A 25227-nucleotide genomic window follows, 5' to 3' on the forward strand; every position below is an offset into this window, starting at 1 on the left:
AGTGGCGTCATATGGAGTCGCGCGCCGCGCGCGTAATCTGGCGCAAGTCACGGTCGTGCGACTGGGAGATACCTTGCACCCGATTACGACTGAGAACGATCATGTCCAGGCACCGGCGATCTTCGCGGGGAGGAGCGCCTCCCCGCCCAGAACGCTGCTCGACATCCTCGACCAGACCATCCGGCGGCACCCCCACGCTCCCGCGCTCGACGACGGACGGATCCGTCTCGACTACACCGGCCTGCGGGCCGAGGTCGACCGGCTGGCCGCCGAGTTGCGCGAGAGCGAGGTCGGGCGGGGTGACCGCGTCGGAGTGCGGGTGCCGTCGGGCACCGTCGGCCTTTACGTCGCGATCCTGGCCGTGCTCACCGTGGGCGCCGCCTATGTGCCGGTGGACGCCGACGACCCCGACGAGCGGGCCGAACTGGTCTTCGCCGAGGCCGGAGTGCGCGTGGTCATCGTCGACGGCGAAAAGATCCTTCCCTTCGACTACCGGCCCCAGCCGGACTCCGCCTCCCTGACACACTTCAGCGACGCCCTGCAGGACTCCGCAGGCCTGACACACTTCAGCGACGCTCAGCCGGACTCCGCGCACCTGGCGCACATCGGCGGCACCGGGCCGGACTCCGCGCACCTGACACAGACCGGCACGGGCCCCGGGCTCGACGACGACGCGTGGATCATCTTCACCTCCGGGTCCACCGGCAAGCCCAAGGGCGTCGCGGTGACCCACCGCAACGCGGCGGCGTTCGTGGACGCCGAGGCGCGGCTGTTCCTGACCGCCGACCCGATCGGCCCCGGCGACCGGGTGCTGGCCGGGCTCTCGGTGGCCTTCGACGCCTCCTGCGAGGAGATGTGGCTGGCCTGGCGGTACGGCGCCTGTCTGGTCGCCGCACCCCGGGCGCTGGTGCGCACGGGCATGGACCTGGGACCGTGGCTGATCGAGATGGGCATCACGGTCGTGTCCACGGTGCCGACGCTGGCGGCGCTCTGGCCGGTCGAGACGCTCGACGACGTCCGCCTGCTGATCTTCGGTGGCGAGGCTTGCCCGCCCGAGCTGGCCGAGCGGCTGGCCGTACCCGGGCGGGAGGTGTGGAACACCTACGGCCCGACCGAGGCGACGGTGGTCGCGTGCGCGGCGCCGCTGACCGGCGAGGGGCCGGTGCGGATCGGGCTGCCGCTGGCCGGCTGGGACCTGGCCGTCGTCGGCAAGGACGGCGAGCCGGTGGCCATGGGCGAGACCGGCGAGCTGGTCATCGGCGGGGTCGGGCTCGCCCGGTACCTCGACCCGATCAAGGACGCGGAGAAGTACGCCCCGCTCGAATCCCTCGGCTGGGAGCGGGCCTACCGCAGCGGCGACCTCGTCCGAGCCGAGCTCGAGGGGTTGCTCTTCGTCGGGCGGGCGGACGAGCAGATCAAACTGGGCGGGCGCAGGATCGAGCTGGGCGAGGTGGACGCGGCCCTGCAGGCGCTGCCCGGGGTCTCCGGGGCGGCGGCCGCGGTCCGCACGACCGGCGGCGGACATCAGCTGCTGGTCGGCTACGTCGTGCCCGGCGAGGGATTCGACCAGGAGGAGGCCAGGGACCGGCTGCGCCACAGCCTGCCCGCCGCGCTGATCCCGCGGCTCGCCCTGGTGGACGAGCTGCCGACACGCACCTCCGGAAAGATCGACCGGGACGCCCTGCCGTGGCCGCTGGTCAAGAAATCCGAGCTGTCCGACGCGGTGCCCGACGTCGACCCGTGGGTCGCGGAGTGCTGGCTGGACATCCTGGGCGGCACCGAGGGCGACTTCTTCGCCGAGGGCGGCACCAGCCTCGCGGCGGCCCGGTTGGTCTCCGCGCTGCGAACCCGCTATCCGGCGGTCACCGTGGGCGACATCTACGATCATCCGACGCTGCCCGAGCTCGCCGGACACCTGTCCGCGCTTGACGCCCCGGAGATCGTGACCACCGACCGGATCGTCACGCCGATGCCGCGCGGCGCCGCGTTCCTCCAGGCGGTGCTCACCGTGCCGCTGCTGAGCGTCGGCGCGCTGCGCTGGGTGGTCGGCCTGGCCACGCTCAACAACCTGATCGGCTTACCCTGGGCACCGACCGTCTCGTGGTGGTGGGTGCTGCTGGGCGCGATCCTGTTCGTCTCCCCCGCCGGGCGAATCGCCCTGGCCGTGACGGGCGCCAAACTCCTGCTGGACGAGCTCAAGCCGGGCACCTACCCGCGAGGCGGGGCCACCCACCTGAAGCTGTGGTTCGCCGAGCAGCTCGCCGAACGGCTCGGCGTGGGAGAGCTGTCCACCGCTCCCTGGCTCACCCACTACGCCCGGGCTCTCGGCGCCCAGGTCGGCGCCGACGCCGATCTCCACTCGGCGCCGCCGATCACCGGAATGCTCAAGCTGGGCAAATACGCGGCGGTCGAGCCCGAGGTCGATCTGAGCGGCTACTGGATCGACGGCGACCAGGTCCACGTCGGCGAGATCAAGATCGGTGCCTCCGCCACGATCGGCGCCCGCACGATCCTGTTCCCGGGCGCGCGGGTCGGCAAGAACGCCCAGATCGCACCCGGCTCGGCCGTGGCGGGCTCGGTGCCGTCCGGCGAACGCTGGGCGGGCGCGCCCGCCAGCCGGATGGGCAAGGCCCGCCCGCCCGCCGCGGTCCGGCCGCCGCGCTCGCGGCGCTGGGTGGCGGTCTACGGCGTGTCGGCGCTGGTGCTCAGCCTCATGCCGGTGATCGCGGCACTGCCCGGCCTCGCCGTACTCCTGCGCGACGGCGCGACGTCCCTCACCGACTTCCTGTACGGCGTGCCGCTCGCCACCGTCGTCTCGATGGCCACCTACGCCGTGGTGACCGTGGCCTCGGTGCGGCTGCTGGCCGTCGGCCTGCACGCCGGCTACCACCCGGTGCACAGCCGCCAGGCCTGGCAGGCGTGGGCCACGGGCCTGCTGATGTCGATGGCGCGGGTCTGGCTGTTCCCGCTGTACGCAAGCATGATCACCCCTGCCTGGCTGCGTGCCCTGGGCATGAAGGTCGGCCGGGACGTGGAGCTGTCCACGGTGCTGGCACTGCCGTCGATGACCTCCGTGGGCGACGGCGCCTTCCTCGCCGACGACACGATGGTCGCCCCGTACGAGCTGGAGGGCGGGCGGTTCAGGGTCGATCACGTGCGGATCGGCAAGCGCGCGTTCCTCGGCAACTCCGGGATGACCGCGCCGGGGCGCAAGGTGCCCAAGGACGGCCTGGTGGCGGTGCTGTCGGCCGCGCCGAAGAAGGCCAAGGCCGGATCCTCCTACCTGGGAATGCCGCCGGTGGAGCTGCGCCGGGCGTCGAAGGACGGCGACCGCAGCCGCACCTACGATCCGCCGCTGCGGCTGAAGATCGCCCGCGCCGCCGTCGAGCTGTGCCGGATCATTCCGGTGATGTGCACGGTCGCGGTCGCGGTGCTCGCGGTCGCGGCCCTGGAACGGCTGGCCGGATCGTACGGCTTTGTGGTCACGGCGCTGCTGAGCGGCGTGGTGGTGCTCGGCGCCGGGGTGTTCGCCGCGGCGGTCACCACCGTGGCAAAGTGGGTCCTGCTCGGCCGGATCACGGTCGGCGACCGGCCGCTGTGGAGCTCGTTCGTGTGGCGCAACGAGCTGGCGGACAACTTCGTGGAGGTGCTCGCCGCGCCCTGGTTCGCCCAGCGCTGGCTGGGCACGGCGCCGCTGAACCTGTGGCTGCGCTCGCTCGGCGCACGGGTGGGCCGCGGCGTGTGGTGCGAGACCTACTGGCTGCCCGAGGTCGACCTGATCACCCTGGGCGACGGGGCGTCGGTGAACCGGGGTTGCGTGTTGCAGACCCACCTGTTTCATGACCGGGTCATGAGTATCGATACTGTCGTCCTGCGGGACGGGGCGACGCTCGGACCGCACGGGGTGATCCTGCCCGCCGCGATGATCGGGGACAACACCACGGTCGGACCGGCGTCCCTGGTGATGCGCGGTGAATCCGTTCCGCCGGGTACGCGCTGGTTCGGCAACCCGATCGCGGCATGGAACAAGCGCACTTAGCAGAGGAAATACGTGGTTCCGAGCACTGCCCACCTCCCCTACTTTCCGTCTCACGGCAATGCCGGATACCGGGTGGAGCACTACGACCTGTCCCTGGACTACCGGGTCACCTCCAACCGGCTCGGCGGGACCGCCCGCCTGTCGGCGGTGGCGACCGAGACGCTCAGCCGCCTCTCCCTGGACCTGGGCACCTTCCGCGTGGGCGGGGTGCTGGTCAACGGCAAGGCGGTGCGGTTCACCCATCGCGATGGCAAGCTCCACCTGGCCCCGGGGCGGCTGGCCCCGGGTCCTTTCACCATCGAGGTGCGCTACGCGGGCAGCCCCCGGCCGGTGTCCAGCTTCTGGGGCGAGCTGGGCTGGGAGCAGCTCACCGACGGCGTGATCGTGGCCAGCCAGCCGATCGGGGGCCCCTCGTGGTTCCCGTGCAACGACCGCCCCGACGACAAGGCCTCCTACCGGATCGCGGTGACCACGGCCTCGCCGTACACGGTGGTCGCCAACGGCGACCTGACCGCCAGGCGGCGGGAGGCGGCGGGGACCACGTGGGTGTACGAGCAGAGGGAGCCGATGGCCTCCTACCTGGCGAGCGTGCAGATCGGCCGCTACCAGCAGGCCGAGCTCGGCCCCCGGATGCGGCTGGCCTTTCCCCCCAAGATCGCCGCCAAGGCGCGGTACGACTTCGGGCGGCAGAACCAGATGATGGAGGTCTTCAGCGACCGGTTCGGGGCCTACCCGTTCGGGTCCTACACCGTGGTGGTGACGGACGACGAGCTGGAGATCCCGGTCGAGGCGCAAGGCATGTCCATCTTCGGCGCGAACCACGTGGACGGCCTGCGGGGCGAGGAGCGGCTGGTCGCCCACGAGCTGGCCCACCAGTGGTTCGGCAACAGCCTGACCCTCACCGGCTGGCGCGACATCTGGCTGCACGAGGGATTCGCCTGCTACGCGGAGTGGATCTGGTCGGAGGCCTCCGGCGGGGAGTCCGCGGACGCCCTCGCCGCCCGCTGCCACCAGCGGCTGTCGGCGCTCCCCCAGGACTTCGTGCTCGGCGACCCCGGTGCCCGGCGATTGTTCGACGACCGCGTCTACAAACGCGGCGCTCTCACGCTGCACGCGCTGCGGCGGGTCGTCGGCGACCTGGCGTTCTTCGCGATGCTGCGCGAGTGGACCTCCGCGAACCGCCACGGGAACGTCACCACGGACATGTTCCTCGACCTCGCGCTGCAGTACGCGACGCGCTCCTACGACGGTTTCTTCGCCTCCTGGCTCTACGGCACCCGCCTGCCGCCCCTCCCCTGAAGGGACTCGGCCGACACGCCCGAACTTACGGCTTGGCCTTTGCCGCAGATGAGGTGACCTCGGAGAAGTCGCAGAAAGCCGGGGCTACGACCTTGACTCACCCGCTGAGCCTTACCGATGGATTTAGCGGAACTAGGCAGCTACATTCACCTACACTGTAGCCATGCCGCCGACACCACGGTCCGTTCGGTTCGAGGATGCCGTCCTGGACAAACTCGCGAAGTTCGTCATGGAGCACCCGGGGCTTTCGGTCTCCGCCGCCGTCAACCTCCTCATCACCGAGGCCCTCAGGATGGAGGAACACCCGGGTGTACTGTTTCGAACCGGCCCCTCGGGCCGCAGAGCGGTGATCGTCGGCGGTCCCGACGTCTGGGAGATCGTCCGGGCGATCAAGGTGGCCCGTGCCGCCGAACCCGACGTGAGCGCCGATGAGATCGTCGCCATGACCGCCGAATACTCGGGACTACCCCAGCACCAGGTCAGAACCGCCATCCGGTACTGGTCGAGCTACCCCGATGAGATCGACGCGCAAATCGCCGCAGCCGATGCCGCCGCAGAGGAGGCGGAGGAGCGCTGGAGGCGGGAGCAGGGACTGCTCGCGTCGTGAGCGGCAGACTTCTGCTGGACGAGATGTTCCCGCCCCTGCTCGCCGAGACTCTTCGCGAACGGGGACACGATGTCGTCGCCATCGTCGAACGTCCCGAGGGCCGAGGGCTTCCCGATCCTCAAGTATTGGATCTGGCAGTGGCGGAACAGCGCTGCCTGTTCACCGAGAATGTTCGTGATTTCGAAATCCTCCGAGCGCAGCGACTCCACGGAGGCCACCCGTGCGCGGGTCTCCTCTACAGCGGTCCACACCGCTTTCCAAGGACCAAGATCGCGACCGGCCGGTTGATCACCGCCCTGGACGGGCTCCTCTCCGAAGAGCGGCTGCCCGTTCCCGGCCAGGTGGACTGGCCGGCTTGACGTGTTCAAGTCCCGATGGTCGCGACGACGGCGCCCCGGCCATCCCGGCCGGGGCGCTCGCCGTGCGGTTCACCTATCCGTACGTGGGGTGCTGCGGCCAGCCGGACGGGGAGTCCTCCCAGTCCTCCTGCCGGCCGTACGGGGTCAGGTCGAGGATGCTGTTGACGAAGACGAGCCGGTCCACGCCGCGGGAGGTGGTGCTGTACGTCCGGTAGACGTCCTCACCGTCGCGCAGGAACACGCTGAGCATGAAGCCGCTACCGGCGCCGCAGTCGTCCGCGAACGACGTGCCGTGCGACGACACGAACGGCATCGTCCATCCCATCCGCGCCTTGTACGCCTCGATCTGGGCGAGCGGCATGTTCGACACGGTCACCCAGGCGACCTCGCGCGCGGCCAGCCCGGCCAGCCCGGCCACGGGGACGCTGTTGGTGAAGTTGGTGCAGCCCGGGCAGTAGTCGTCGGGCCCCCTGTCCATGAACTGGTAGGCGACCAGCTGCCTCCGGCCCTCGAACAGGTCGAGCAGGGTCTTGGCGCCGGCCGGTGTGTCGAACTTGTACGCGTTGGCGAACTCGACCATCGGGAGCCGCCGCCGCTGCGCGGCGAGCGTGTCCTGAGCCCGAGTGACTTCCTTCTCGGCCTTGAGCAATTCGTCGCGGGCCTGTTGCCACTCCGCGGCTGAAACAATCTCTGGTTTCTCCATTGACCAATTGTGCCTCCCTAGGCCGACAAAACGCGGAATGACACCCGCGACCTGCCGTAAAGCCAGTGGGCGTGTCGGTGAGATAGCCATCCGTGAAGGTATAAATAACTATCAAATGCAATGAAGTACGGCTTCAGGACTAATCGGTGGTTTGTTAAGGCAGGGCGTAGAGGTGGAGGGATCGTCCCACGGTTATGGCTTTGACCAGGACCTACGCCGCGGGCGGCGAAATTGGATAACCTGCCGTTCAGATTCGCCCGTTATGCGCCATTAATCGTGACCATGGAACGTCCACGCCGCGATGTGTCCCGGCCGAAAGTCTCCGGTCACGCCCACGCTGACGTCGTGATGAGAGGGTCGCGAATCGCGGCAGAATGTGAGGAACGGCCGAACGGGACGTCACACCGATCGATCGTTTTGGAACAGGGCCTGCCGCACTTCCATGAGGGCGAAGCCGAGCAGGTTCAGGCCGTTCCACCGCGCCGGATCTTCGGCTCGCTCGTCGTCGGCCGCCAGGCCGATGCCCCAGATGCGGTCCACCGGGCTGGCCTCGACCAGCACCCGCTGCCCGGTGCCGAGCAGAAAATCGCGCAGGTCGTCGTTCTGGCCGAATTTGGCGAGATTGCCCCGGACCACGAGGTCGAAGCGGGCGGCGGTCCAGACGCCGTCGTCAAAGCCGCGGACCCGGCGCCCCAGATCCTTGGCCTGCTGGGGATGGCCGGCGGCGACGATCTCCGCAGCGGTCTCCTCATCGCCGAACAGCCGGGCCTTCCCGGCCATCATGAAATGCTCCGCCGTACGGTAGACGACCCCGTCCACGGTGAAGTCCGCCGGCCACCACTGCGACAGGCAGCCCGCCCCGACGCCTCCCGAACTCGGCGGCCGATGCCCCCAGAACATCAGATATTTGATCCGTTCGCCCGCCTTGGCCACCCTGACCAGATCGGCCACCGCCCGCACGTTCGCCACTTCCGACATACGCATACGATCCCAGACGGCAACCACGAGCGACCACCGAGATATCCGTGCCGCACGCGCCATTCGTGGTGCACTCGCCGTTCGTACCGCGCTCGCCGCGACACGCCTCGGACCCGCCCTCGCTCACCCGCTGAGCCCTGATCGACGAATCCACACGAGACCTCTGGCCCCATCGAGGGCTCCGGGGTGCGGTGTGAACGGCTGGGTCGGCCCCGGCGGATTTTTGAAGCGCCTGTGCGGCCGATGACGTGTCAGACCAGTTCGAGGCCGCCGTCGACGGTGAGGATCTGGCCGGTGAGCCACGTTGTGGCGGGGTCGGCGAGCCGGAGGATCCAGAGGGCCACCTCCTCGGGTCGGCCGCGCCGGCCGAGGGGGATGCGATCAGCTTCGTCCTGTTTGATCTTGTCGACCAGGGAGTGCGAGAGGCCGGCGGCGGTCAGGGCCTCGCTCTCCGTGGGGCCGGGAGCCAGGCCGTTGACCCTGATGTGGTCGGGAGCGAGTTCCAGCGCCCAGCTGCGGGTGAGCTGTTCCAGTGCGCTTTTGGAGGCGGCGTAGTGGGCCGCGCCGGGCAGCGGCCGGTGACCGTAGGTGCTGGAGATGTTGACGATCGAACCGCGGGTGCGACGCAGGTGGGGCAGGGCCGCGGCGGCGAGCAGGCTGGGGGCGGTGACATTGAGGTCGAACAGGTCGGTGATACGCGCGGCGGTCGCTTCGGCCAGCGGCATCACCGCGGTGGCTCCGGCGTTGTTCACCAGCACGTCCACCCGGCCCCATCGGTCGACGGCCGCGTCGACGACCGCTCGCGGGGCGTGTTCGGCCCGGATGTCGGCGGCGAGCGTGGCGATGCCGGGATGCTCTCGGGCGGTCTCCTCCAGTGCGTCCTGGCGGCGGCCGACGCCCAGGACGTGTGCCCCGGCCTGGGCGAACGCGATCGTGGTGGCGCGCCCGATTCCAGAACCCGCTCCGGTGACGATCACCACCCGGTCTGCGAGGTGGTGGGTGCCCTGTCGCTCGTTCATTGCACATCCCATTCGTTCGATGTTCGCGAAATATCGAACAACTTATCACCGTCGGCGGCGCGGCCGGAGCGTGCGGTCGTTATCGTGTGCGGGTGTCCTCCGCTCTCCGCACCCGCCTGCTCGCCGTACTCGCGGCGGTCGCGACCGTCGTGGCCGGATTGTCCGTCCGCGCGCTGACGGACGGCTGGTTCGGCAAGTACGCCGGTGACGCCCTCTACACCGTGCTCGTGTACGCGCTGATCGTGCTGGTATGGCCCCGCGTCTCGCCGGTCCGGGCCGCGGCCGGCGCGCTGGCGTTCAGCTGGGTGATCGAGTTCGCCCAGCTGACCTCCATACCGGCCGCCCTCTCAGAGGTCAGCGTGGCGGCCAGACTGGTGCTGGGCAGCACCTTCGGCGCCGCCGACCTCGTGGCGTACGCCGTCGGGGCCGTCCTCACGGCGGCGGCGCACACCCTCCTCCGACGTATCCGCTCCGCAGAGGAAGGCCGCGGTCAGCGAGGTTCGGCCGCTTGAAGGAGACGGGGTGGCAGGTAGGGGGAGACGACCCGGATGTTCCAGCCCCGGCGGCGAGCGTGGCAGGTCAGGGCCAGGATGTCGAGGTTGATCGCGGCGTCGGGATCGTCCGCGCGGTCGGCGACCGCGTAGTGGTCGCGGTGCGCTTCGAGGGCGTCGAGGAGAGCCAGATTGAAGCTCTCCTCATCGCCCTCGACCAGTTGGGAGAACAGAACGGCCGGCGGGGGGAAGAAGCCCCAGGTCCTGGCCTTTTCGCAGTCGCGGACGGCTCGGTCCGTGACGGATTCGGGGGCCGCGCCTCGCAGGTAATCGTGGAGGGCCTCGCGGTATGAGGCGAAGGCGGAGCCGTCTTTTTCGAGGGCGGTGGAGCCTGCGAGGACAAGCGGGGCCAGGTCCTCACGGGTGCCGGTGATCAGGGCGAGGTTCGTGGCGGTGTGCCAGTTGCCGGGCCCGGCGTCATCCCCCTGGTAGGCGGGGTAGGTGAGTGCGCGGCCGTCGATCGTCACGTCGGCGTCGGTGCCGGGCTCGGCGAGGACGGTACGGAAGAGCGCGGCACCCAGCTGGGAGGCGAGGCGCAGGTTCCCCACCTGCGGGTCCGTGACATCGGCGGACAGCGAGGCACGGGATTTGAAGAGGTTCTCCTGGTAGTTCACGGCGCTCGACAGTTTCCAGACCTTCAGCGGCTCTCCGGCCACCGGCGTGAAGGCCTCCCTGGTGTGCTGCTCGACCAGGGCCACGCCCTCCGGGTTCAGGGACCGGGGATTGCCGGGCCGCTCGAACACCACGGGCCCGGCGGCCAGTTCGGCGACCGCTTCCGGACGCCTGTTGCGTCCGTACTCCTGGACCCGCGGCCCCGCGGACTCGAATCCGGTCACCAACGCACGGGGGAGATAACCGGTGTCGACCGGCGTCCGCCAGCCCTCACGGCGGTAGGCGAGAGCGGCCAGGGCGAGCGCGGCGTCGAGCGCGGCGAGCTTCTGCTCCCCGGACGGCGGGTAGTCCGCGTCGTCCCCCGTGTCCCCGAGGACGTACGCCATCAGGCCGTTGATGAGCTCGACGGCGGGACGCCCGGCCCCGCCCTCCTGGGGCGTCTTGCGGGCGAAGTGGAAGGCCTCCCCGTGCCATTGGGCCTTGCCGGACAGAACCGCCAGGCAGAAGGCGTCGAGCCACTGGTCCGCGGTGACGGACTCCCGCCCGCCCTCGGCCCCGGACTCGTAGCCCATCCCGAAGTTCACGTAGTTGAGAAAGACGTTGAAGTCGTTGTGCGGGTAGTACGCGGCGTACGCCACGGCACCCGCGGCGGCCTCCGTGGCGTCCTCGAGGACCGCCTTGGCCTCGGGGATGTCGAGGTCGGGCGTCTCGACGGAGAGCGCACACAGATGGTCCAGGAACTCCTCCGAGAGCAGCCACCACTCGTAGGTGGTTATCGGGCCGGCCTTCGACATGGAGCGGACCTGCGAACCTATCCTGTTGGTGAAATCCTCGCGGGCCGCCGCGACCACTGCCTCGCCTACCCGATGACGCTCTATCCGCACTGTCCCGCTCCCCGTATCCGCGTTGTGGCCCCAGCCTAGGAGGATCATTCCGAATGCTGATGGTGTGCCGGGAAATGCGAATTATTCATGATCGATCTGTGACAAGTGACCCGGGCGCCCCTCTCGCCAGAAGGAGAGAAGATCAAGCCGTATGATTTTCAGACATGCCTGAAGGACACACGATTCACCGCCTGGCCGGGGAGCACCGAAAGGCGTTCGTCGGCACCGTGGTGCACGCCGAGAGCCCTCAGGGGAGGTTCGCCGCCGGGGCCCTGCAGATCGACGGGCGGGTGCTCACCGAGGCGGACGCCCATGGCAAGCACCTGCTGCTGGGCTTCGACGACGAGCGGTGGCTCCACGTACACCTGGGCATCTACGGCAAATACGCCTTCGGTTCGGTGCCGGCGCCCCCGCCGATAGGCATGGTGCGGCTGCGCCTCCGCAACACGCAGAAGTACGCCGACCTGCGCGGGCCCAACACCTGCGAGCTGCTGGACCCGTCCGAGAAGAAGACGCTGCACGCCAGGCTCGGGCCCGACCCGCTGCGCGCGGACGCCGACCCGGAGGTCGCCTGGCGGCGGATCAGCCGCAGCCGCACCTCCATCGGGGTCCTGCTGATGGACCAGACGGTCGTCGCGGGCGTGGGAAACATCTACCGGGCCGAGGCGCTGTTCCGGCAGGGTGTCGACCCGTCGCGTCCCGGCCGTGAGCTCACCCATGAGCGGTGGACGGCGATCTGGGCGGACCTGGTGTTCCTGATGGCCGAGGGCGTGCGGGTGGGCCACATCGACACGGTCAGGCCCGAGCACACACCGGAGGCGATGGGCCGCCCGCCCCGCGTCGACGGCCACGGCGGCGAGGTCTACGTCTACCGGCGCTCGAACCTGCCCTGTTTCCTCTGCGGCACCGAGGTCCGCACCGAGGTGCTCTCCGGCCGCAACCTCTTCTGGTGCCCCACCTGCCAGGGCACCTGATCACCACGACCGTACGGCACCGCCCTGACCGGCCGGGTCCGGCACCACTGTGACCGCCGCGACCGTACGGCCATCCGGCGCCGCCCTGGCCGGGTCCGGCACCGTCGTGACCGCCGCGACCGGCCCCTCCTCGTCGTGCGATCAGTCCTGGTCGCGGGACCGGACCCCGATCACAGCAGCCGCAGGACGGCCTCGATCGAGGCGCTGCCCGCGGGGACGAGCGGAAGTCTGACCGAGGCCGTGGGAATGCGGCCCTGGGAGTGCAGCACCCCCTTGAGCACGGTGGGATTGGGCTCGGCGAACACGCTCGCCGACAGGGCGGAGAGACGGTGGCCCAGAACACGGGCGCGTTCGGCGTCACCCGATCGCCAGGCCTGCTCCAGCTCGACGAATCGCGCGGTGTGCAGGTGGGCGGAGGCGAGGATGCCGCCCGAGGCGCCGAGGGCGAGCAGGGCGGAGAAGAAGGGGTCGTCCCCGGCCAGCACCTCGAAGTCCGAGGGAAGGTCGGCCAGCAGCATGACGGTGTCCAGGTCTACGCCACCGACCGCGTGCTTGACCCCGGTCACCATGGGCAGCTCCCCCAGCCGCCGCAGCGTGGCCACACCCACGGACTGCCCCGTCCGGTAGGGGATGTTGTAGATCACCAGCGGCACCGGGGTCCGCTCCACCAGGGCGGTGAAATGGGCGAACACCCCGGCCTCGGATGGGCGGACGAAGGACGGCACGGTGACCAGCGCGGCCGTCACCTCCGGCCATGCCTTCAGCGCGACCAGCGCCTCGGCCGTGCTCCGGGTGTCGGCGGATCCGGCGCCCACCATCAGCGGCGCGTGCCGCTCCCGGCACACCCGCGCGCACGTCTCCAGGACCGCCCGCCGCTCCTCCTCGGAGAGCATCGCCACCTCGGCGGTGGTGCCGAGCGCGACCAACCCGGCCGCGCCCTCGTCGAGCACGGCGTGCGCGAGGCCTTCGAGCGCCTCCACGGCGAGCTCGCCGTTCTCGGCGAACGGAGTGATCAGAGGAATGTGAACACCGCGAAGAGTCATGACACCAGCCTCGCCCCCTCAACCGTGCAGGTCCAGTTCGTGTTTCTTCCAAAAACGTTAAGCTGAAGTGATGCTCGACATACGGCGCCTCCGCCTGCTCCGCGAACTCTCCCTCCGGGGCACGATCACGGCGGTCGCCGAGGCCCTGGCCTTCACTCCCTCGGCCGTCTCCCAGCAGCTCTCGGTCCTGGAGCGGGAGGCCGGAGTGGCGCTGCTGGAGCGGACCGGGCGCCGGGTGGTGCTCACCGCGGCGGGGATCGCGCTGGTGGGGCACGCGGAGGCCGTGCTGGAGCGGCTGGAGCGGGCCTCGGCCGAGCTCGCCGCCGCGCGTACCGGCCTCACCGGAACGATCAGGATCGGGGCCTTTCCCACCGCCACCCGCGCGATCCTGCCCGCCGCCTTCGCCACCCTCGCCCGGGAGCACCCCGGGCTGGAGCCGATGGTGGACGAGATCGACCCCGCCGAGGTGGCCCCCCGCCTGCGCGCGGGTGATCTGGACGTCGCGCTCATCCACGAGTACGACTTCGTGCCCGCTCCCCCGGACCTCGCCCTGGACACCGAGGACCTGCTGGAAGAACCCATGTATCTGGCCTCGCTGGAAGAGCCCACGCAGCCTGGCCCGAAGGGCTCGCTGAATCCCGGGAAAGGGTCCACGCGTCCAGCCTCCGTAGGCTCGCTCGCGGAGCCCGCGGATCCGAGCTCCAAAAAAGAGCCCATGGGTCCGGGTTCGCAGAGCGCCGGCGACCCACTGGCACGGCGGCGCGACGACCCCTGGATCGCCTCCACCCCCGGCACGCTCTGCCACACGATGACCGTGCGAGCCTGCCAGGCCGCCGGGTTCGCCCCGAGGATCCGCCACCACATCGACGACTTCACCACCGTGCTGGCGATGGTCGCGGCGGGCCAGGGCGTCGCGCTCGTGCCGGAGCTCGGCGCGGCCGATCCGCCCGGCGGCGTACGGCTCACCGAGCTGCCCATGCGCCGCCGCACCCGGATCGCCTTCAGGCGGGGGGCCGGGACCCACCCCGCCATCGCCACCCTCATCGCCGCGCTGCGCTCCTCGATCCCCGTCGACCATCCCGAATCCCCGGCGGAAGCGCCGGGGACCGCCTCACATCAGGGCTGAGGGAGCCGTCTCACGTCGAGATGAGCGGAGAGTCTCACATCAAGGTGCGGGCGCTCCAGAGCTCGGGGAAGATCTCGCGCTGCATGCTCCGCTCCAGCCAGCTCAGGCCGCTCGACCCGCCGGAACCCGGCTTGGCGCCCATCGAGCGGCGTACGGCCATCAGGTGGCGGTAGCGCCAGTCGGAGAACTGCTCGGCCAGGTCGATCAGCGTCTCGGCCAGCGGCGCGAGCGGCCCGCCGTACACCTTGGCCCAGACCGCCTCGACCTCCGGGCTGGGCTTGTACTCGGCGGCGAGGTCGCGCTCCAGCACCGCGCGAGGGATCGCGTAGCCGGACCGGGCGAGCATGGCCAGCACCGAGTCGTAGAGGCTCGGCCGGTTCAGCGCCTCCACGAGCTCCTCGTACGCCTCGGGGTTGCGGCGATGCGGGCGGATGAGCGCCTCTGACTTGCTGCCGAGCAGGAACTCCACGTGACGGTAGAGCGCCGACTGGAAGCCCGACCCCTCACCCAGGGCGTCCCTGAAGGAGTTGAACTGCGCCGGGGTCAGCCAGCTCAGCGCCGCCCACGCGGCGTTGAGCGCCTCGAAGTGCCGGACCGTTCGTTTGATCGTGAGGGTCGCGGCGGCGATGTCGTCATCGTCGAGCTGCCGCTGGGCGAGCCGCCACTCCGTGCGGAGCAGGCCGAAGTAGAGCTCCATCACCTGGGTGGTGACCAGGAAGGCGAGCTCTTCCGGGGCGTCGGTGAGGGTGTGCTGCAGCCCGTGCAGGGCGGCGGTGCCGACATAGTCGTCGTACGGCGTGCCCTCTTCGAATCCGAGCGTGGGCAGTCCCTCGTTGGCCACGGCCCGCGTCTTCCGGTCCTGCTCGCTGAGCTGCCTGATGCTGGTCATTGATATTCCTCCGCTTGACTCCCTTCCATGGTGGTGCGTTTAGGTCGGTACGGAAATACCATAAGGAAGGTGGTTATCGGCTCTGTCCTTCAGAACGGAAAGCACTAATGCCAATCGAGTTATGACATAACGGAGTGTGACGGTGGACGCGATGGACTGGGCGCTGCTGGCCGAGCTGCAGGACGACGCGCGACTGTCCTACAGCGAGCTCTCGCGGCGGGTGCATCTGTCGGCTCCGGCGGTGGCGGAGCGGGTGCGGCGGCTGGAGGAGACCGGAGTGATCACCGGCTACCACGCGCGGGTGGATCCGGCGCTGGCCGGGCGCGGAGTGGCCGCCCTGATCAGGATGTCGTGTTACGGGCCGCGCTGCGTGCTCCGCGACGAGCAGGCGCTGGCCTGGCCGGAGATCCTGGAGGTGCACCGGGTGACCGGTGACACCTGCTGCCTGCTCCGGGTGGCCGCCTCCTCGATGACGGCCTTCGAGGAGATGATCGACCGGCTCGCCCCGTACGGCCACCCGTCGAGCATGATGGTGCTGTCCAGCCCCGTCCCCTGGCGGCCGCTCTCACCGGACATCTAGGACGGATGCCCCGCCCTTCCGCCAACGGTGTCCCCCGGGCGGGGGCCCGCTACCGGGGGGTGGGCGGACGGCTGGGATGTTCGCGGCCGGGCACCACCTCGCGCCAGAGTTCGCCGCCGGCGGCGTCGTAGCCGAGGTAGACGGCGCCGTCCAGATTGGGGTCGCCGCCCTTCGGGATCTTGCCGCCGAAGAACCGAACGCCCTGCCCCCAAGGGTCGGCAACGGTCTGCGCGGACGTCTGGCGACCGTCGTTGAGCCGCAGTTCGACCTTGTGGGTCTCCTTACCCGTGTAGCCGTACCAGAGACCGCCCGTCGCCGACTGGCCCGGACCACCCCAGATGACCGCGGGTTTCTTCTGCTTCGCCATCCGGACGCTCAACGGCTCGCCCCTGGCCGCCACACCTCCGAAGTCCGTTCCGGCCTGCTTCCCGCGATGCCAGAAGACCAGGCAGTTCTCCGCGTGCAGGTGGGCGCTCACCCCTCCGGGAAGCCGGATTCCCGTCCCGACCGGAGTCCGGTCGCCGTCGCAGTCCCACGGGATCGTCCGGGGGAGCCGCTGCAGAACCTGTCCCGCCTCGTCGGTGAAGACGATCGCGGTGACCGGAGCGTCCCCGGGAAACAGGACCGTCCATATGGGCCAGGGCCTACCGCCCTCCCGGTGGAGGGTACCGGGGAAGCTCTGCCCGTCGTCGGTGGTCGCGGTCACCGCGGCGACCTCCGGCCTGGCCGCGCCGTAGGCGAGCCTTTCCTGCGGGGCGGGCATGGCGGTGTCGGTGCCGCCCGCGTACCAGGCGAACTGCTTCTCCTTCCACGGATCCATGGGCTGGCAGAACGCGGTCCGGCCGCCGGTCGGCGTGTCCCGCAACTCGGTGCACAGCCGCTCGTGGTCCCGCGTTGATCCGCTGAACCAGATCCTGACCGTAGAACCGACACCGACGAAGTCCGGGCGCGAGATGGAGAGGATCTCCCCCACCGGGGGGTTCTCCGCGCTCAGTTCGGCGATCGGGTCGTCGGCCTTCGTCGTGGACGCGCTGATGTCGGGGCCCCCGCCACCGGGCATCACGACGACCAGGGCGACGACGCAGGCGGTTGCCAGGGCGGGCAGCAAGGTCAGGGCGGTCCACCGGCGCAGGCGGGCCCGGCGGGCGCGGGCCTGGACCCTCGGCCATGCCTGCGGGCTCGCCTCGAAGACCTGGGCGCGCTCGTCGAGCGCCTCGCGGAGCCGGCCTTCCAGATCGTGGTTCACAGTTCCTCCTTCAGGGACCTGCCGAGGGCGGCGAGGCCGCGGCTGGCGTGGGTCTTCACGGATCCGGCGCTGACGCCCATGGTGTCGGCGATCTCCTGCTCTGACAGATCGAGCCAGTAGCGCAGAACGAGAGCCTCGCGCTGACGGCGGGGAAGGCGGTTGAGGGCCGCGAGCAACTCGCCGTGCTTCTCGGCCGTGATGACGGCGTGCTCGCCACCGAAGACGACTCCGGAATGATCGAGTGGGCGCTGCCGTACCAGCTTGAGATGCCGCAGCCGGTTGCGGGTCAGGTTGCAGACGGTCGAACGCACGTAGCTGACGGCCGCGCCGTGCTCACGCAGCCGGCCGCGGCGGGCGTGCAGCCGGGCGAACGCTTCTTGAGCGATGTCCTCCGGGTCGTCGGCGCCGAGCAGTCCGGCCAGGCGCACCATCGGCTGGTAGTGCGCGGCGAACAGCTCGGTGAGCGACACAGCCTCTGAGGTCGTCGGGGAGAGGTCAATCACACTAAAGAGACACCTGGACGGCACTTCCGTTGACAGCCCTCGGGTTCTCGCCCGGGCGTGATCGACGGTATCGGGTCCTTGCCGCGCCTGAGCCGTCGATCACGCGGGGGTCAGGGCCGGTACGGCGAGCCGACCCAGCGCAGACCCTGTACGGCGATGTCCAGGGCCTGTCGCGCCGCGGCCCACACCTGGTCCGGCGGGTCACCACGGTCCAGGAGTGCCATCGCCGTGATCGTCGGGGCACCGAGGAGGGCGCCGACGAGGGCGAAGGCCTCGATGAGGTCGAGCTCCTCCGGGTGCGCCCGATGCAGCGCCTCGGCGAGCCGGCGCTGGCTGTTGACCAGCACGTGCAGCGTGCGCGCCTGAAGCGCGGGAACCGACATGATCAGATGCACGCGCGCCGCGGTCAGTCCCATGGCCTCGTCGTCCGGCGCGGCGGCCCAGTCCAGGGAGTTCTCGACCACGCGCAGCATGAGCTCGGCCACCGTCTCCCCCGGGCGCCGCTCGGCGAGCATGGCGAGTGCCCTGTCGAGGCGCGCCTGGGAGTCAAAGAAGATCACGTCTTCCTTGGTCGCGAAGTAACTGAAGAACGTCCGGGGCGAGATGTCCACGGCCGCGGCGATCTCCGCCAGGGTCGTCTCCTCGTAACCCTTCTCCACGAAGAGCCCCAGGGCCGCCTCGATCAGCGCGCGACGGGTACGTAACTTCTTGCGTTCCCGCAATCCCGGGCTTTCGGCCATGAAACTACGTTACTGCATCCAATGATTTTTTGCATCGGTTGCAATTTTCTGTCAGAAGTTGTTATGTGGAGTCAATAAGCTCGTCGACTCGCAAGGAGAGACGTTCATGACGGAATCCGCAGCCGGCTCGGTGACGTTCCCGACCGCGCGTGAGAGCCGCTTCGACCCGCCCGCGGTGCTGGTGCGATCGGCGCAGGAGAACCCGATCCGTCCGATGACCTACGCGGACGGCCACGAGGGATGGCTGGTCACCGGCTTCGCCCTGGCCCGCGCCGTGCTCGCCGACCTCCGGTTCAGCAACCTGCCGGACCTCGCGCACTCGCCGATCTCCACGCAGATGGGCGAGCGGCGGAGGAAGCGGCGGCCCGGGTTCTTCCTGGGGATGGATCCGCCGGAGCACACCCGGTACCGGCGGCTGCTGACCGGCCAGTTCACCGTGCGCCGGATGAAGCGGCTGGAGCCCTGGATCGAGACGATCACCGCCGAACGGCTGGACGCGATGGAGCTTGAGGGGCCGCCCACCGACCTGGTCCGGTCCTTCGCCCTGCCCATCCCCTCGCTTGTCATCTGCGAACTGCTCGGCGTGCCCTACTCCGACCGTGACCGGTTCCAGCGAGACTCCAGGACGCTGCTCCGCCTGGACTCCACGGTCGAGGAGGCGGAGGCGGCGATCAACGACCTGACGGACTACCTGCGCGACCTCGTACGGCACAAGCGCGCCAGGCCGGCGGACGACCTGATCAGCGGCATGCTGGAGGGCGGGGAGCTGAACGACGAGGAGATGGCCGGCATCTCGGTGCTGCTCCTGGTCGCCGGACACGAGACGACCGCGAACATGATCGCTCTCGGCACCTTCGCCCTGCTGTCCAATCCCTCGCAGCTGGCGGCGGTGCGCGATGACCCGTCGGTGACCGACAGCACCGTCGAGGAGCTCCTGCGCTACCTCACCATCGTCCACCTCGGCCCGATCCGCTGCGCGCTGGAGGACGTCGAGCTCGGCGGCCAGCTGATCAGGGCCGGCCAGTCGGTGACGATCTCGCTGTCCGCCGCCAACCGCGACGGCGAGCGCTTCGAGGACCCCGGGACGCTCGACGTGACCCGGCCGCCGTCGGGCCATCTCTCCTTCGGCCACGGCGTGCACCAGTGCCTGGGCCAGCAGCTCGCCCGGACCGAGATGAGCGTCGCCTACCCGGCACTGCTGAGGCGCTTCCCGAACCTGAGCCTCGCCATACCGCCCGAGGAGGTTCCGATGCGGACCAACATGGCCATCTACGGGGTCGACCGTTTGCCGGTTACCTGGTAAAACCGGTCACCTGGCAAAAGGGGGAGATTTCCATGAAGATCAAGGCAGACACCGAAATCTGCATCGGCGCCGGAATGTGCGTGCTCACCGCGCCGGAGGTGTTCGACCAGAGCGAGGACGACGGCACCGTGGTGCTGCTCGACCCCGACCCGCCCGCCGCGCAGGAGGCGGCGGTCCGTCGCGCCGTACAGCTGTGCCCGTCGGGCGCTCTGTCCAACTCCTGAGGCCGGGCCGGCACGGTGCGTCGCCTCTACTCCTGGACGACCGCCGCGGCTTGGAAGCGTGCCGCGTCCTGTCCCGGCGGTGATCCGAACATGCGCCGATACTCGCGGCTGAACTGCGACGGACTGTCGTAACCGACGGCGTAGCCGATCGCGGCCACATCGTGCGGCGCTGCGATGAGCTGGATGCGGGCCTTTTGGAGCCGGAGCTGTTTCTGGTACTGCAGCGGACTCATGGCGGTCACCGCGCGGAAGTGCCGGTTGAGCGAGGAGACGCTGACGCCGACATCGTCGGCCAGGTCGTCGATGCGAATCACCCGGTCGTAGCGGGTCTTGATCCACCCGATCGCGCGGGCGACGAGGGCCAGGCGGCTGTCGGTCAGGCCGATCTGCCTGACCAGGGCCGCCTGGGGTCCGTTCAGCAGCCGCCAGTGAATCTCGCGCCGCACACCGTGTGCCAGCACCGGGACGTCACGGGGTTCGTCGAGGAGACGCAGCAGCCGGACGACGGCGTCGAGCAGCCTGTCGTCGGCGTCGCTGGTCGCGATACCCGGTCCGTCGTGCGGACGGCCGACGGTGGGGCCGGCTTCCAGCAGCAGTTGCGCGATGAGCGCGGGCTGGAGCGGAAGCCCGAACGCGAGGAACGGCTCGGTGGGCGTGGCATGGGTGATCTGTGAGGTCAGGGGAAGGTCGACGGTCACGACGAGGTACTGGCCCGCGTGGTAGTCGAAGATGTGGTCACCGAGGGCCGAGCGCTTCGCTCCCTGGGCGACCAGGGCGAACACGGGCTCGGTGATCGCGCCCAGCGGTTCGGTCACGTGCCCGGTGGAGAACACGTGCATTCCCTCGATCCACAACGGACGCGGGCTGCCCGCGGCCAGTCGCGCGATCCTGCCGCGCAGTTCGTCCAGGTGACGCATCACGCCAGTGAACCATGGACGCGTGCGGTCCAACATGATCCGGCCAAAGTTGAGCGGATCGTGTAACGATCCGCACGCATCGGTCTAGGAGTTCACGGCGCATCGGGCGAGAGTGGAGGAGCCCGGGGAGACCTCCTCCGCGGCGTCTCCAACATCTACCAACGGGGAGTTCCACGATGGCGCTCGATTCCTACGTCACGCTCGGCCGCTCGGGACTGCGCGTCAGCCCGTTCACGCTGGGCGCGATGACCTTCGGCGAAGATCACGGTTGGGGCAGCAGCCCAGAGGAGTCCAGGAACATCCTCGGGGCCTATCTGGACCGGGGCGGCAACTCGATCGACACGGCCAACATCTACACCAACGGCCACTCCGAGAAGATCATCGGAGACTACTTCGCCGGCCGGCACGCGCTGCGTGATCGGGTCGTCATCGGCACGAAGTTCTTCGGCAACCTCTACGAGAACGACCCCAACGGCGGCGGACCCGGCCGTAAGGCGATCGTGCAACAGCTGGAGAACTCGCTGCGGCGTCTGCGGACCGACTACGTCGACATCTACTGGCTGCACAATTTCGACCCGGCGACGCCGGCCGAGGAGACCCTCCGCGCACTGGACGACCTGGTCAGCGGCGGCAAGGTCCGCTACGTCGGATTCTCCGACGTACCGGCATGGGCGACGGCCGAGGCGGCCACCGTCGCGCGCCTGCGCGGATGGACTCCGATCATCGCGCTTCAGCTGGAATACTCCCTGCTCGAGCGGACCTCGGAAGGAGAGCTGATCCCGATGGCCCAGGCCCTGGGCATGGGCGTGATGCCGTGGGGGCCGCTGAAGAGCGGATTCTTGTCGGGCAAATACTCCAGCGCCGCCACCGGCCCGGTCGACACCACCCGCACCCAGCTGGTCGGCGCCCCGAGCGAGGCCGACTACGTCGTGATCGACGCCCTCAACGGCGTCGCTCGCGAGGTGGGCGCCAGTCCCGCCGCGGTGGCCCTGTCCTGGGTCCAGGGCCGTCCCGGAATCACCTCCACCCTGATCGGCGCGCGCCGCATGGACCAGTTCGAGGCCAACCTGCACGCCCTGGACGTGGTGCTCACCGATGCCCAGCGCGCCGCACTGGACGAGGTGTCGGCTCCCGCGCTGAACTTCCCGGCCCACAACAACAGGACGATGGCACCCATGCTCCAGTTCGCCGGCGCCACCGTGGACGGGGTCCCGTCGATCGTGTCCCCGCTGCTGCGGGCCGGCGACGCCCGCTACTGAGCACCACACCCCGCATACGACACGGAACGAATGGAAGAGATCGAGATGACGCGGCGGTTCGCGGGCAGGACCGCGCTCGTCACCGGAGGCGGACCCGGCGTCGGGCGCGCGACGGCCCCGCTAGAACCTGTGATCGGCGATCACTCCGGCGGTCGCCCGCCAGATCGGCGAGGCCCGGTCGATGACATCGAAGTGATCACCTGACATTTCCAGATAAATCACTTCATCGCCTGAATCCTGGGCCGCCCGGGCGTAGCGTCGGCCCAGGTCGACCAGGTCGAGGTCGTCGCCCCCGCCCTGCACGATGAGCTGGGACACCCCGAGGGGAAGGCGCTCCAGCGGGCTGGAGCTCCGGTAGACCTCGGGCACCTCGGCCGCCGATCCGCCGAGGGCGGCGGCGACCGCGCCGGAGCTCAGGTGCCTGCGGTCGCCCTCCACCAGGTCGAGCACTCCGGCCAGCGAGACGACGAGGGTGACCCGGGGATCGTCGGCGGCGGCGCGGAGGACGAGCTGCCCGCCGGCCGAGTGACCGATCGCCACGACCGGGCCGGACGCGCCCCGCGCCGCCAGGGCGACCCCCTTGGCGACGTCCTCGGTGGTCGCGTCCCATCCGTGCAGGTCGGCGCGTCGGTATTCGAGATTCCAGGCGGCGAACCCCCGCTCGGCCAGGTCGATGCTGAGCGCGTCCATCAGGTCCGCGGCCCAGATCGAGCGCCAGAAACCGCCGTGCACCAGCACCGCGACGGGCATCGTCTCGGCGGCGTCGTGCGGCAGCCGTACCTCCGCCCACTGGTCGGGGTGATCACCGTAGGCGACCCGCTTCGCGGGCCGGCGCAGCCGGTGTACGGCATGCCTGATCGCCCAGGTCAGTCCCCAGATCCCTCGCCCGTGGATGTGGGTGGCCGACGTTGCGTCCCCGGTCTCCCCAGCGACCCCGAGCGGGGCGGGCGGGGCATCGGACTTGGTCAGGTCGAGCCAGACGGCGCGGGAGTGCCCGTGGAACAGGCTCCGGATCTCTGCCTCCGGACCGGGAACGACGACCACGGCACCGGGGAACTCCAGGGCGGCCTGCAGGCCGGACACGTCGGGGACCGCTGACACCTTCCCGCTGACGCCAAGAGCCTCGAACTCGCGGTCGGCCACCTCGGTGAGCAGTCGCAGATCAGCGACCAGACCGGGGCCGGTGACCACGAGCACATTTGGAATGGGGGAGATCATCCGCTTATTCTCCTCTATTCCACTCATGATTACGGCTCCGGTATGTATGCCTTTACCAGGAGTTCCTCGGCATCGTCTAGATAGGACTCCAGCTCCCGCTCGGCCTCGGCCGCGTGACCGGCCCGCATGAGCTCGAGCAGTCGCAGATTCCGGGCCACAAAAGGCTCATGGAACGCGCGCGGGTTCTTCATGACGTGGAAGACCAGACGGAGCTCGGCCAGGAGCTGGCGCATCGTCTCGTCCAGGCGGGCGCTGCCGTTCAGGGCCGCGAGCATCTGGTGGAAGCGGATGTTGGCGGTCCCCACGTCCTGCCACCGGCCTTCGGCCGCGGCCCTGGTCGCCTCCTCCACGGCCTCCCCGATGAGGGCCAGGGCCTGAGGCCCGGCGTTCCCGCTGTGCCGTACGGCGGCGCACTCGATCACCCGGCGCACCCTGTAGACGTCGGCGACGTCCTCGACCGACAGCACGCGCACGAACACGCCCCGATTGAGCCGATGCTCCAGCAGTCGCTCGTGCCCGAGCAGCCGGAAGGCCTCGCGCAGGGTGTTGCGGGAGACCCCCAGGGCCACCCCGATGGTCTCCTCCGACAGGCGCTGGCCCGGGACGAAGAGCCCTTCGGCGATCCGCTCCCGGAGTACGTCGGCGACCCGCTCGGCGGTGCTGCTGCGCCCGAGGCGGTCGCGATCGTGTTGCAGTGCGGCGATGGCGTTGTCCACACCTCACAAGAAATCATCGAACAAACCTATTGTCGAATTGTTGAACAATCCTTACGTTAAAGGGACCCCCTAGAAGCCTAAGGAGCACCTGCGATGGCAAGTACCCAAACCAGACGGGTCATCGCGGCCAGCCTGGTCGGCACCTCCCTGGAGTGGTACGACTTCTTCCTGTACGGCTCAGCCGCCGCCCTGGTCTTCAACAAGCTCTTCTTCCCCACCTTCGAACCGCTCACCGGAACGCTGCTGGCGTTCCTCACCTACGCGATCGGATTTGTCGCCCGACCGCTCGGCGGCATCGTGTTCGGCCACTTCGGCGACCGGGCCGGCCGCAAGAACGTGCTCGTGGTGACCCTGCTGCTGATGGGGATCGCGACCTTCCTCATCGGCCTGCTGCCCGGTTACACCACCATCGGCGTGGCGGCCCCGCTGCTGCTGGTCTCCCTCCGCTTCCTTCAGGGCTTCGGCCTGGGCGGCGAGTGGGGCGGGGCCGTACTCATGTCCATCGAGCACGGCGACCCGCGCAGGCGCGGCTTCAACGCGAGCTGGCCCCAGGTCGGCGTGCCCGCCGGAAACCTGCTGGCGGCCGGCGTGCTCGGGATCCTGTCCGCCACGCTGTCGGAGGACGCGTTCCTGTCCTGGGGCTGGCGGGTGCCCTTCCTCCTGTCGGGCCTGCTGGTGATCGTGGGGCTCTGGATCCGCCTGCGGATCGTGGAGTCGCCCCTGTTCGCCGAGGTCGAGCGTTCGGGCAGGAAGGCCCGGATGCCGCTGCTGGAGGTCCTGCGCACGCACCCGCGCGCCCTGATCTCCGCGATCCTCGCGCGCATCGGCGTGGACGTCGCCTTCTACACGTTTGTGACCTACATCCTCGCCTACGTCACCGGCCCGCTGAAGCTCGACCGCGGGGTCGCGCTGAACGCGGTGCTGATCGGCTCCGCCTGCCAGCTCTTCCTGATCCCCCTGTTCGGCGCGCTGTCGGACAGGGTCGGCCGCCGCCCGGTCTATCTCGCGGGCGTGGTCGGGGCCGCGGTCTGGGTGTTCGCGTTCTTCCCGCTGCTGGACACCAAGTCCTTCCCGGTGATCGCGCTGGCCTCCATCGTGGCCCTGGCCTGCCACGCCGCGATGTACGGCCCTCAGGCGGCGTTCATCGCCGAACTGTTCAGCACCCGCCTGCGCTACAGCGGCGCCTCCATGGGCTACCAGGTCGCCGGCGTCTTCGGCGGCGCGCTGGCCCCGATCATCGCCCTGTCGCTGTTCGACCGGTTCGGCAGCACCCTCGCCATATCCGTGTACGTGGTCATCGCGCTGGCCCTCACCGCCGTCGGGCTGGCGCTGGCTCCCGAGACGCGCGACCTCGACCTCGCCGACCGCCCGGGAACGCGCACGGGGGCCGTTTCCCTGGACACCTGAGACCCGCCGCGAAGGGGCGCCGGAAGGGCGG

24 protein-coding genes are annotated in these 25227 nt (G+C 69.7%); 12 read left to right on the top strand and 12 right to left on the bottom strand.

Annotation, left to right across the window (positions count from 1 at the left end; all coding sequences use genetic code 11):
* Positions 1-73 precede the first annotated feature (73 nt).
* From CHC08_RS10220 to CHC08_RS10235, 4 genes are all read left to right on the top strand, one after another.
* The gene (locus CHC08_RS10220; protein WP_245878238.1) at positions 74-4039 is read left to right on the top strand and encodes a Pls/PosA family non-ribosomal peptide synthetase; all 3966 of its coding nucleotides are present in this window, start codon (positions 74-76) and stop codon (positions 4037-4039) included.
* Positions 4040-4051: 12 nt separating this feature from the next.
* Complete coding sequence (locus CHC08_RS10225) at positions 4052-5338, top strand: M1 family metallopeptidase (protein WP_089206956.1); 1287 nt, start codon at positions 4052-4054, stop codon at positions 5336-5338.
* A 163-nt stretch (positions 5339-5501) separates the two neighbouring features.
* Positions 5502-5945, top strand: a complete 444-nt coding sequence (locus tag CHC08_RS10230) for a hypothetical protein (RefSeq protein WP_089206957.1) — start codon at positions 5502-5504, stop codon at positions 5943-5945.
* A complete protein-coding gene (locus CHC08_RS10235; protein WP_089206958.1) occupies positions 5942-6304 on the top strand; it encodes a DUF5615 family PIN-like protein in 363 nt (120 codons plus the stop codon). The genes CHC08_RS10230 and CHC08_RS10235 overlap by 4 nt, the downstream gene beginning before the upstream one ends.
* 73 nt (positions 6305-6377) lie before the next feature.
* Here the strand turns inward: CHC08_RS10235 and CHC08_RS10240 are convergent, their stop codons facing one another.
* The 3 genes from CHC08_RS10240 to CHC08_RS10250 all read right to left on the bottom strand — a co-directional run bounded on the left by CHC08_RS10240 (position 6378) and on the right by CHC08_RS10250 (position 9004).
* Positions 6378-7007 (bottom strand): DUF899 domain-containing protein, encoded by a 630-nt coding sequence (locus CHC08_RS10240; protein ID WP_089206959.1) that lies wholly within the window; start codon positions 7005-7007, stop codon positions 6378-6380.
* A 399-nt stretch (positions 7008-7406) separates the two neighbouring features.
* Entirely contained in the window at positions 7407-7985 is a 579-nt protein-coding gene (locus tag CHC08_RS10245; protein WP_218825224.1) for an NADAR family protein, read from the bottom strand.
* A gap of 251 nt (positions 7986-8236) precedes the next feature.
* Positions 8237-9004 (bottom strand): SDR family NAD(P)-dependent oxidoreductase, encoded by a 768-nt coding sequence (locus CHC08_RS10250; RefSeq protein ID WP_089206961.1) that lies wholly within the window; start codon positions 9002-9004, stop codon positions 8237-8239.
* Between the two features lie 92 nt (positions 9005-9096).
* On the opposite strand from CHC08_RS10250, the gene CHC08_RS10255 reads away from it, so the two are divergent.
* A complete protein-coding gene (locus CHC08_RS10255; RefSeq protein ID WP_218825225.1) occupies positions 9097-9516 on the top strand; it encodes a ribosomal maturation YjgA family protein in 420 nt (139 codons plus the stop codon).
* Here CHC08_RS10255 and CHC08_RS10260 read toward each other — a convergent pair.
* Positions 9495-11051, bottom strand: a complete 1557-nt coding sequence (locus tag CHC08_RS10260; RefSeq protein ID WP_218825226.1) for an immunity 49 family protein — start codon at positions 11049-11051, stop codon at positions 9495-9497. The genes CHC08_RS10255 and CHC08_RS10260 overlap by 22 nt on opposite strands.
* A 164-nt stretch (positions 11052-11215) precedes the next feature.
* Here CHC08_RS10260 and CHC08_RS10265 point away from each other — a divergent pair, with 164 nt between their 5' ends.
* Positions 11216-12025, top strand: a complete 810-nt coding sequence (locus CHC08_RS10265; RefSeq protein ID WP_089206964.1) for an Fpg/Nei family DNA glycosylase — start codon at positions 11216-11218, stop codon at positions 12023-12025.
* Between the two features lie 170 nt (positions 12026-12195).
* On the opposite strand, the gene CHC08_RS10270 is transcribed toward CHC08_RS10265, so the two are convergent.
* On the bottom strand, positions 12196-13068 hold the full coding sequence (locus CHC08_RS10270) for a 4-hydroxy-tetrahydrodipicolinate synthase family protein (protein WP_089206965.1): 873 nt from the start codon (positions 13066-13068) through the stop codon (positions 12196-12198).
* Positions 13069-13138: 70 nt separating this feature from the next.
* Here CHC08_RS10270 and CHC08_RS10275 point away from each other — a divergent pair, with 70 nt between their 5' ends.
* Positions 13139-14194 carry a LysR family transcriptional regulator gene (locus tag CHC08_RS10275; protein ID WP_089206966.1) on the top strand — a complete coding sequence of 352 codons (1056 nt, stop codon included), beginning with the start codon at positions 13139-13141 and terminating at the stop codon, positions 14192-14194.
* Positions 14195-14228: 34 nt separating this feature from the next.
* Here the strand turns inward: CHC08_RS10275 and CHC08_RS10280 are convergent, their stop codons facing one another.
* Complete coding sequence (locus tag CHC08_RS10280) at positions 14229-15083, bottom strand: tryptophan 2,3-dioxygenase (protein ID WP_089206967.1); 855 nt, start codon at positions 15081-15083, stop codon at positions 14229-14231.
* Positions 15084-15234: 151 nt separating this feature from the next.
* Between CHC08_RS10280 and CHC08_RS10285 the strand changes: the two genes are divergently transcribed.
* The gene (locus tag CHC08_RS10285; protein WP_218825236.1) at positions 15235-15663 is read left to right on the top strand and encodes an Lrp/AsnC family transcriptional regulator; all 429 of its coding nucleotides are present in this window, start codon (positions 15235-15237) and stop codon (positions 15661-15663) included.
* A gap of 49 nt (positions 15664-15712) precedes the next feature.
* On the opposite strand, the gene CHC08_RS10290 is transcribed toward CHC08_RS10285, so the two are convergent.
* From CHC08_RS10290 to CHC08_RS10300, 3 genes are all read right to left on the bottom strand, one after another.
* Positions 15713-16909 carry a hypothetical protein gene (locus CHC08_RS10290; protein ID WP_089206969.1) on the bottom strand — a complete coding sequence of 399 codons (1197 nt, stop codon included), beginning with the start codon at positions 16907-16909 and terminating at the stop codon, positions 15713-15715.
* A complete protein-coding gene (locus tag CHC08_RS10295) occupies positions 16906-17412 on the bottom strand; it encodes a SigE family RNA polymerase sigma factor (protein WP_089206970.1) in 507 nt (168 codons plus the stop codon). The genes CHC08_RS10290 and CHC08_RS10295 overlap by 4 nt, the downstream gene beginning before the upstream one ends.
* A 110-nt stretch (positions 17413-17522) precedes the next feature.
* A complete protein-coding gene (locus tag CHC08_RS10300) occupies positions 17523-18152 on the bottom strand; it encodes a TetR/AcrR family transcriptional regulator (RefSeq protein WP_089206971.1) in 630 nt (209 codons plus the stop codon).
* A 106-nt stretch (positions 18153-18258) separates the two neighbouring features.
* Here CHC08_RS10300 and CHC08_RS10305 point away from each other — a divergent pair, with 106 nt between their 5' ends.
* Complete coding sequence (locus CHC08_RS10305; protein ID WP_089206972.1) at positions 18259-19455, top strand: cytochrome P450; 1197 nt, start codon at positions 18259-18261, stop codon at positions 19453-19455.
* A gap of 32 nt (positions 19456-19487) precedes the next feature.
* Positions 19488-19679: a ferredoxin gene (locus CHC08_RS10310; protein ID WP_089206973.1), complete on the top strand. Its 192-nt coding sequence runs from the start codon at positions 19488-19490 to the stop codon at positions 19677-19679.
* A 26-nt stretch (positions 19680-19705) separates the two neighbouring features.
* On the opposite strand, the gene CHC08_RS10315 is transcribed toward CHC08_RS10310, so the two are convergent.
* A complete protein-coding gene (locus CHC08_RS10315) occupies positions 19706-20596 on the bottom strand; it encodes an AraC family transcriptional regulator (protein WP_218825227.1) in 891 nt (296 codons plus the stop codon).
* Positions 20597-20772: 176 nt separating this feature from the next.
* On the opposite strand from CHC08_RS10315, the gene CHC08_RS10320 reads away from it, so the two are divergent.
* Positions 20773-21855, top strand: coding sequence for an aldo/keto reductase (locus CHC08_RS10320; RefSeq protein ID WP_089206974.1), 1083 nt, complete (start codon positions 20773-20775; stop codon positions 21853-21855).
* 120 nt (positions 21856-21975) lie between these two features.
* Here CHC08_RS10320 and CHC08_RS51420 read toward each other — a convergent pair whose 3' ends face one another.
* Together CHC08_RS51420 and CHC08_RS10330 are read right to left on the bottom strand one after the other, a co-directional pair.
* Entirely contained in the window at positions 21976-23073 is a 1098-nt protein-coding gene (locus CHC08_RS51420) for an alpha/beta hydrolase (RefSeq protein WP_245878239.1), read from the bottom strand.
* Between the two features lie 29 nt (positions 23074-23102).
* A complete protein-coding gene (locus CHC08_RS10330) occupies positions 23103-23789 on the bottom strand; it encodes a GntR family transcriptional regulator (protein ID WP_089206975.1) in 687 nt (228 codons plus the stop codon).
* A gap of 93 nt (positions 23790-23882) precedes the next feature.
* On the opposite strand from CHC08_RS10330, the gene CHC08_RS10335 reads away from it, so the two are divergent.
* Positions 23883-25196: an MFS transporter gene (locus CHC08_RS10335; RefSeq protein WP_089206976.1), complete on the top strand. Its 1314-nt coding sequence runs from the start codon at positions 23883-23885 to the stop codon at positions 25194-25196.
* Positions 25197-25227 lie beyond the last annotated feature (31 nt).

Origin of the sequence: Streptosporangium subroseum (assembly GCF_900188345.1) — a bacterium.
GTDB lineage: Bacteria > Actinomycetota > Actinomycetes > Streptosporangiales > Streptosporangiaceae > Streptosporangium > Streptosporangium subroseum.

What these genes read in the sequence shown, in the direction of transcription:
- CHC08_RS10265 (WP_089206964.1), top strand. Translation starts at nt 11,216, where the DNA reads ATGCCTGAAGGACACACGATTCACCGCCTGGCCGGGGAGCACCGAAAG.
- CHC08_RS10320 (WP_089206974.1), top strand. Translation starts at nt 20,773, where the DNA reads ATGGCGCTCGATTCCTACGTCACGCTCGGCCGCTCGGGACTGCGCGTC.
- CHC08_RS10335 (WP_089206976.1), top strand. Translation starts at nt 23,883, where the DNA reads ATGGCAAGTACCCAAACCAGACGGGTCATCGCGGCCAGCCTGGTCGGC.
- CHC08_RS10230 (WP_089206957.1), top strand. Translation starts at nt 5,502, where the DNA reads ATGCCGCCGACACCACGGTCCGTTCGGTTCGAGGATGCCGTCCTGGAC.
- CHC08_RS10285 (WP_218825236.1), top strand. Translation starts at nt 15,235, where the DNA reads ATGGACTGGGCGCTGCTGGCCGAGCTGCAGGACGACGCGCGACTGTCC.
- CHC08_RS10280 (WP_089206967.1), bottom strand. Translation starts at nt 15,083, where the DNA reads ATGACCAGCATCAGGCAGCTCAGCGAGCAGGACCGGAAGACGCGGGCC.
- CHC08_RS10240 (WP_089206959.1), bottom strand. Translation starts at nt 7,007, where the DNA reads ATGGAGAAACCAGAGATTGTTTCAGCCGCGGAGTGGCAACAGGCCCGC.
- CHC08_RS10250 (WP_089206961.1), bottom strand. Translation starts at nt 9,004, where the DNA reads ATGAACGAGCGACAGGGCACCCACCACCTCGCAGACCGGGTGGTGATC.
- CHC08_RS10315 (WP_218825227.1), bottom strand. Translation starts at nt 20,596, where the DNA reads ATGCGTCACCTGGACGAACTGCGCGGCAGGATCGCGCGACTGGCCGCG.
- CHC08_RS10310 (WP_089206973.1), top strand. Translation starts at nt 19,488, where the DNA reads ATGAAGATCAAGGCAGACACCGAAATCTGCATCGGCGCCGGAATGTGC.
- CHC08_RS10270 (WP_089206965.1), bottom strand. Translation starts at nt 13,068, where the DNA reads ATGACTCTTCGCGGTGTTCACATTCCTCTGATCACTCCGTTCGCCGAG.
- CHC08_RS10300 (WP_089206971.1), bottom strand. Translation starts at nt 18,152, where the DNA reads ATGGCCGAAAGCCCGGGATTGCGGGAACGCAAGAAGTTACGTACCCGT.
- CHC08_RS10245 (WP_218825224.1), bottom strand. Translation starts at nt 7,985, where the DNA reads ATGTCGGAAGTGGCGAACGTGCGGGCGGTGGCCGATCTGGTCAGGGTG.
- CHC08_RS10305 (WP_089206972.1), top strand. Translation starts at nt 18,259, where the DNA reads ATGACGGAATCCGCAGCCGGCTCGGTGACGTTCCCGACCGCGCGTGAG.
- CHC08_RS51420 (WP_245878239.1), bottom strand. Translation starts at nt 23,073, where the DNA reads ATGATCTCCCCCATTCCAAATGTGCTCGTGGTCACCGGCCCCGGTCTG.
- CHC08_RS10275 (WP_089206966.1), top strand. Translation starts at nt 13,139, where the DNA reads ATGCTCGACATACGGCGCCTCCGCCTGCTCCGCGAACTCTCCCTCCGG.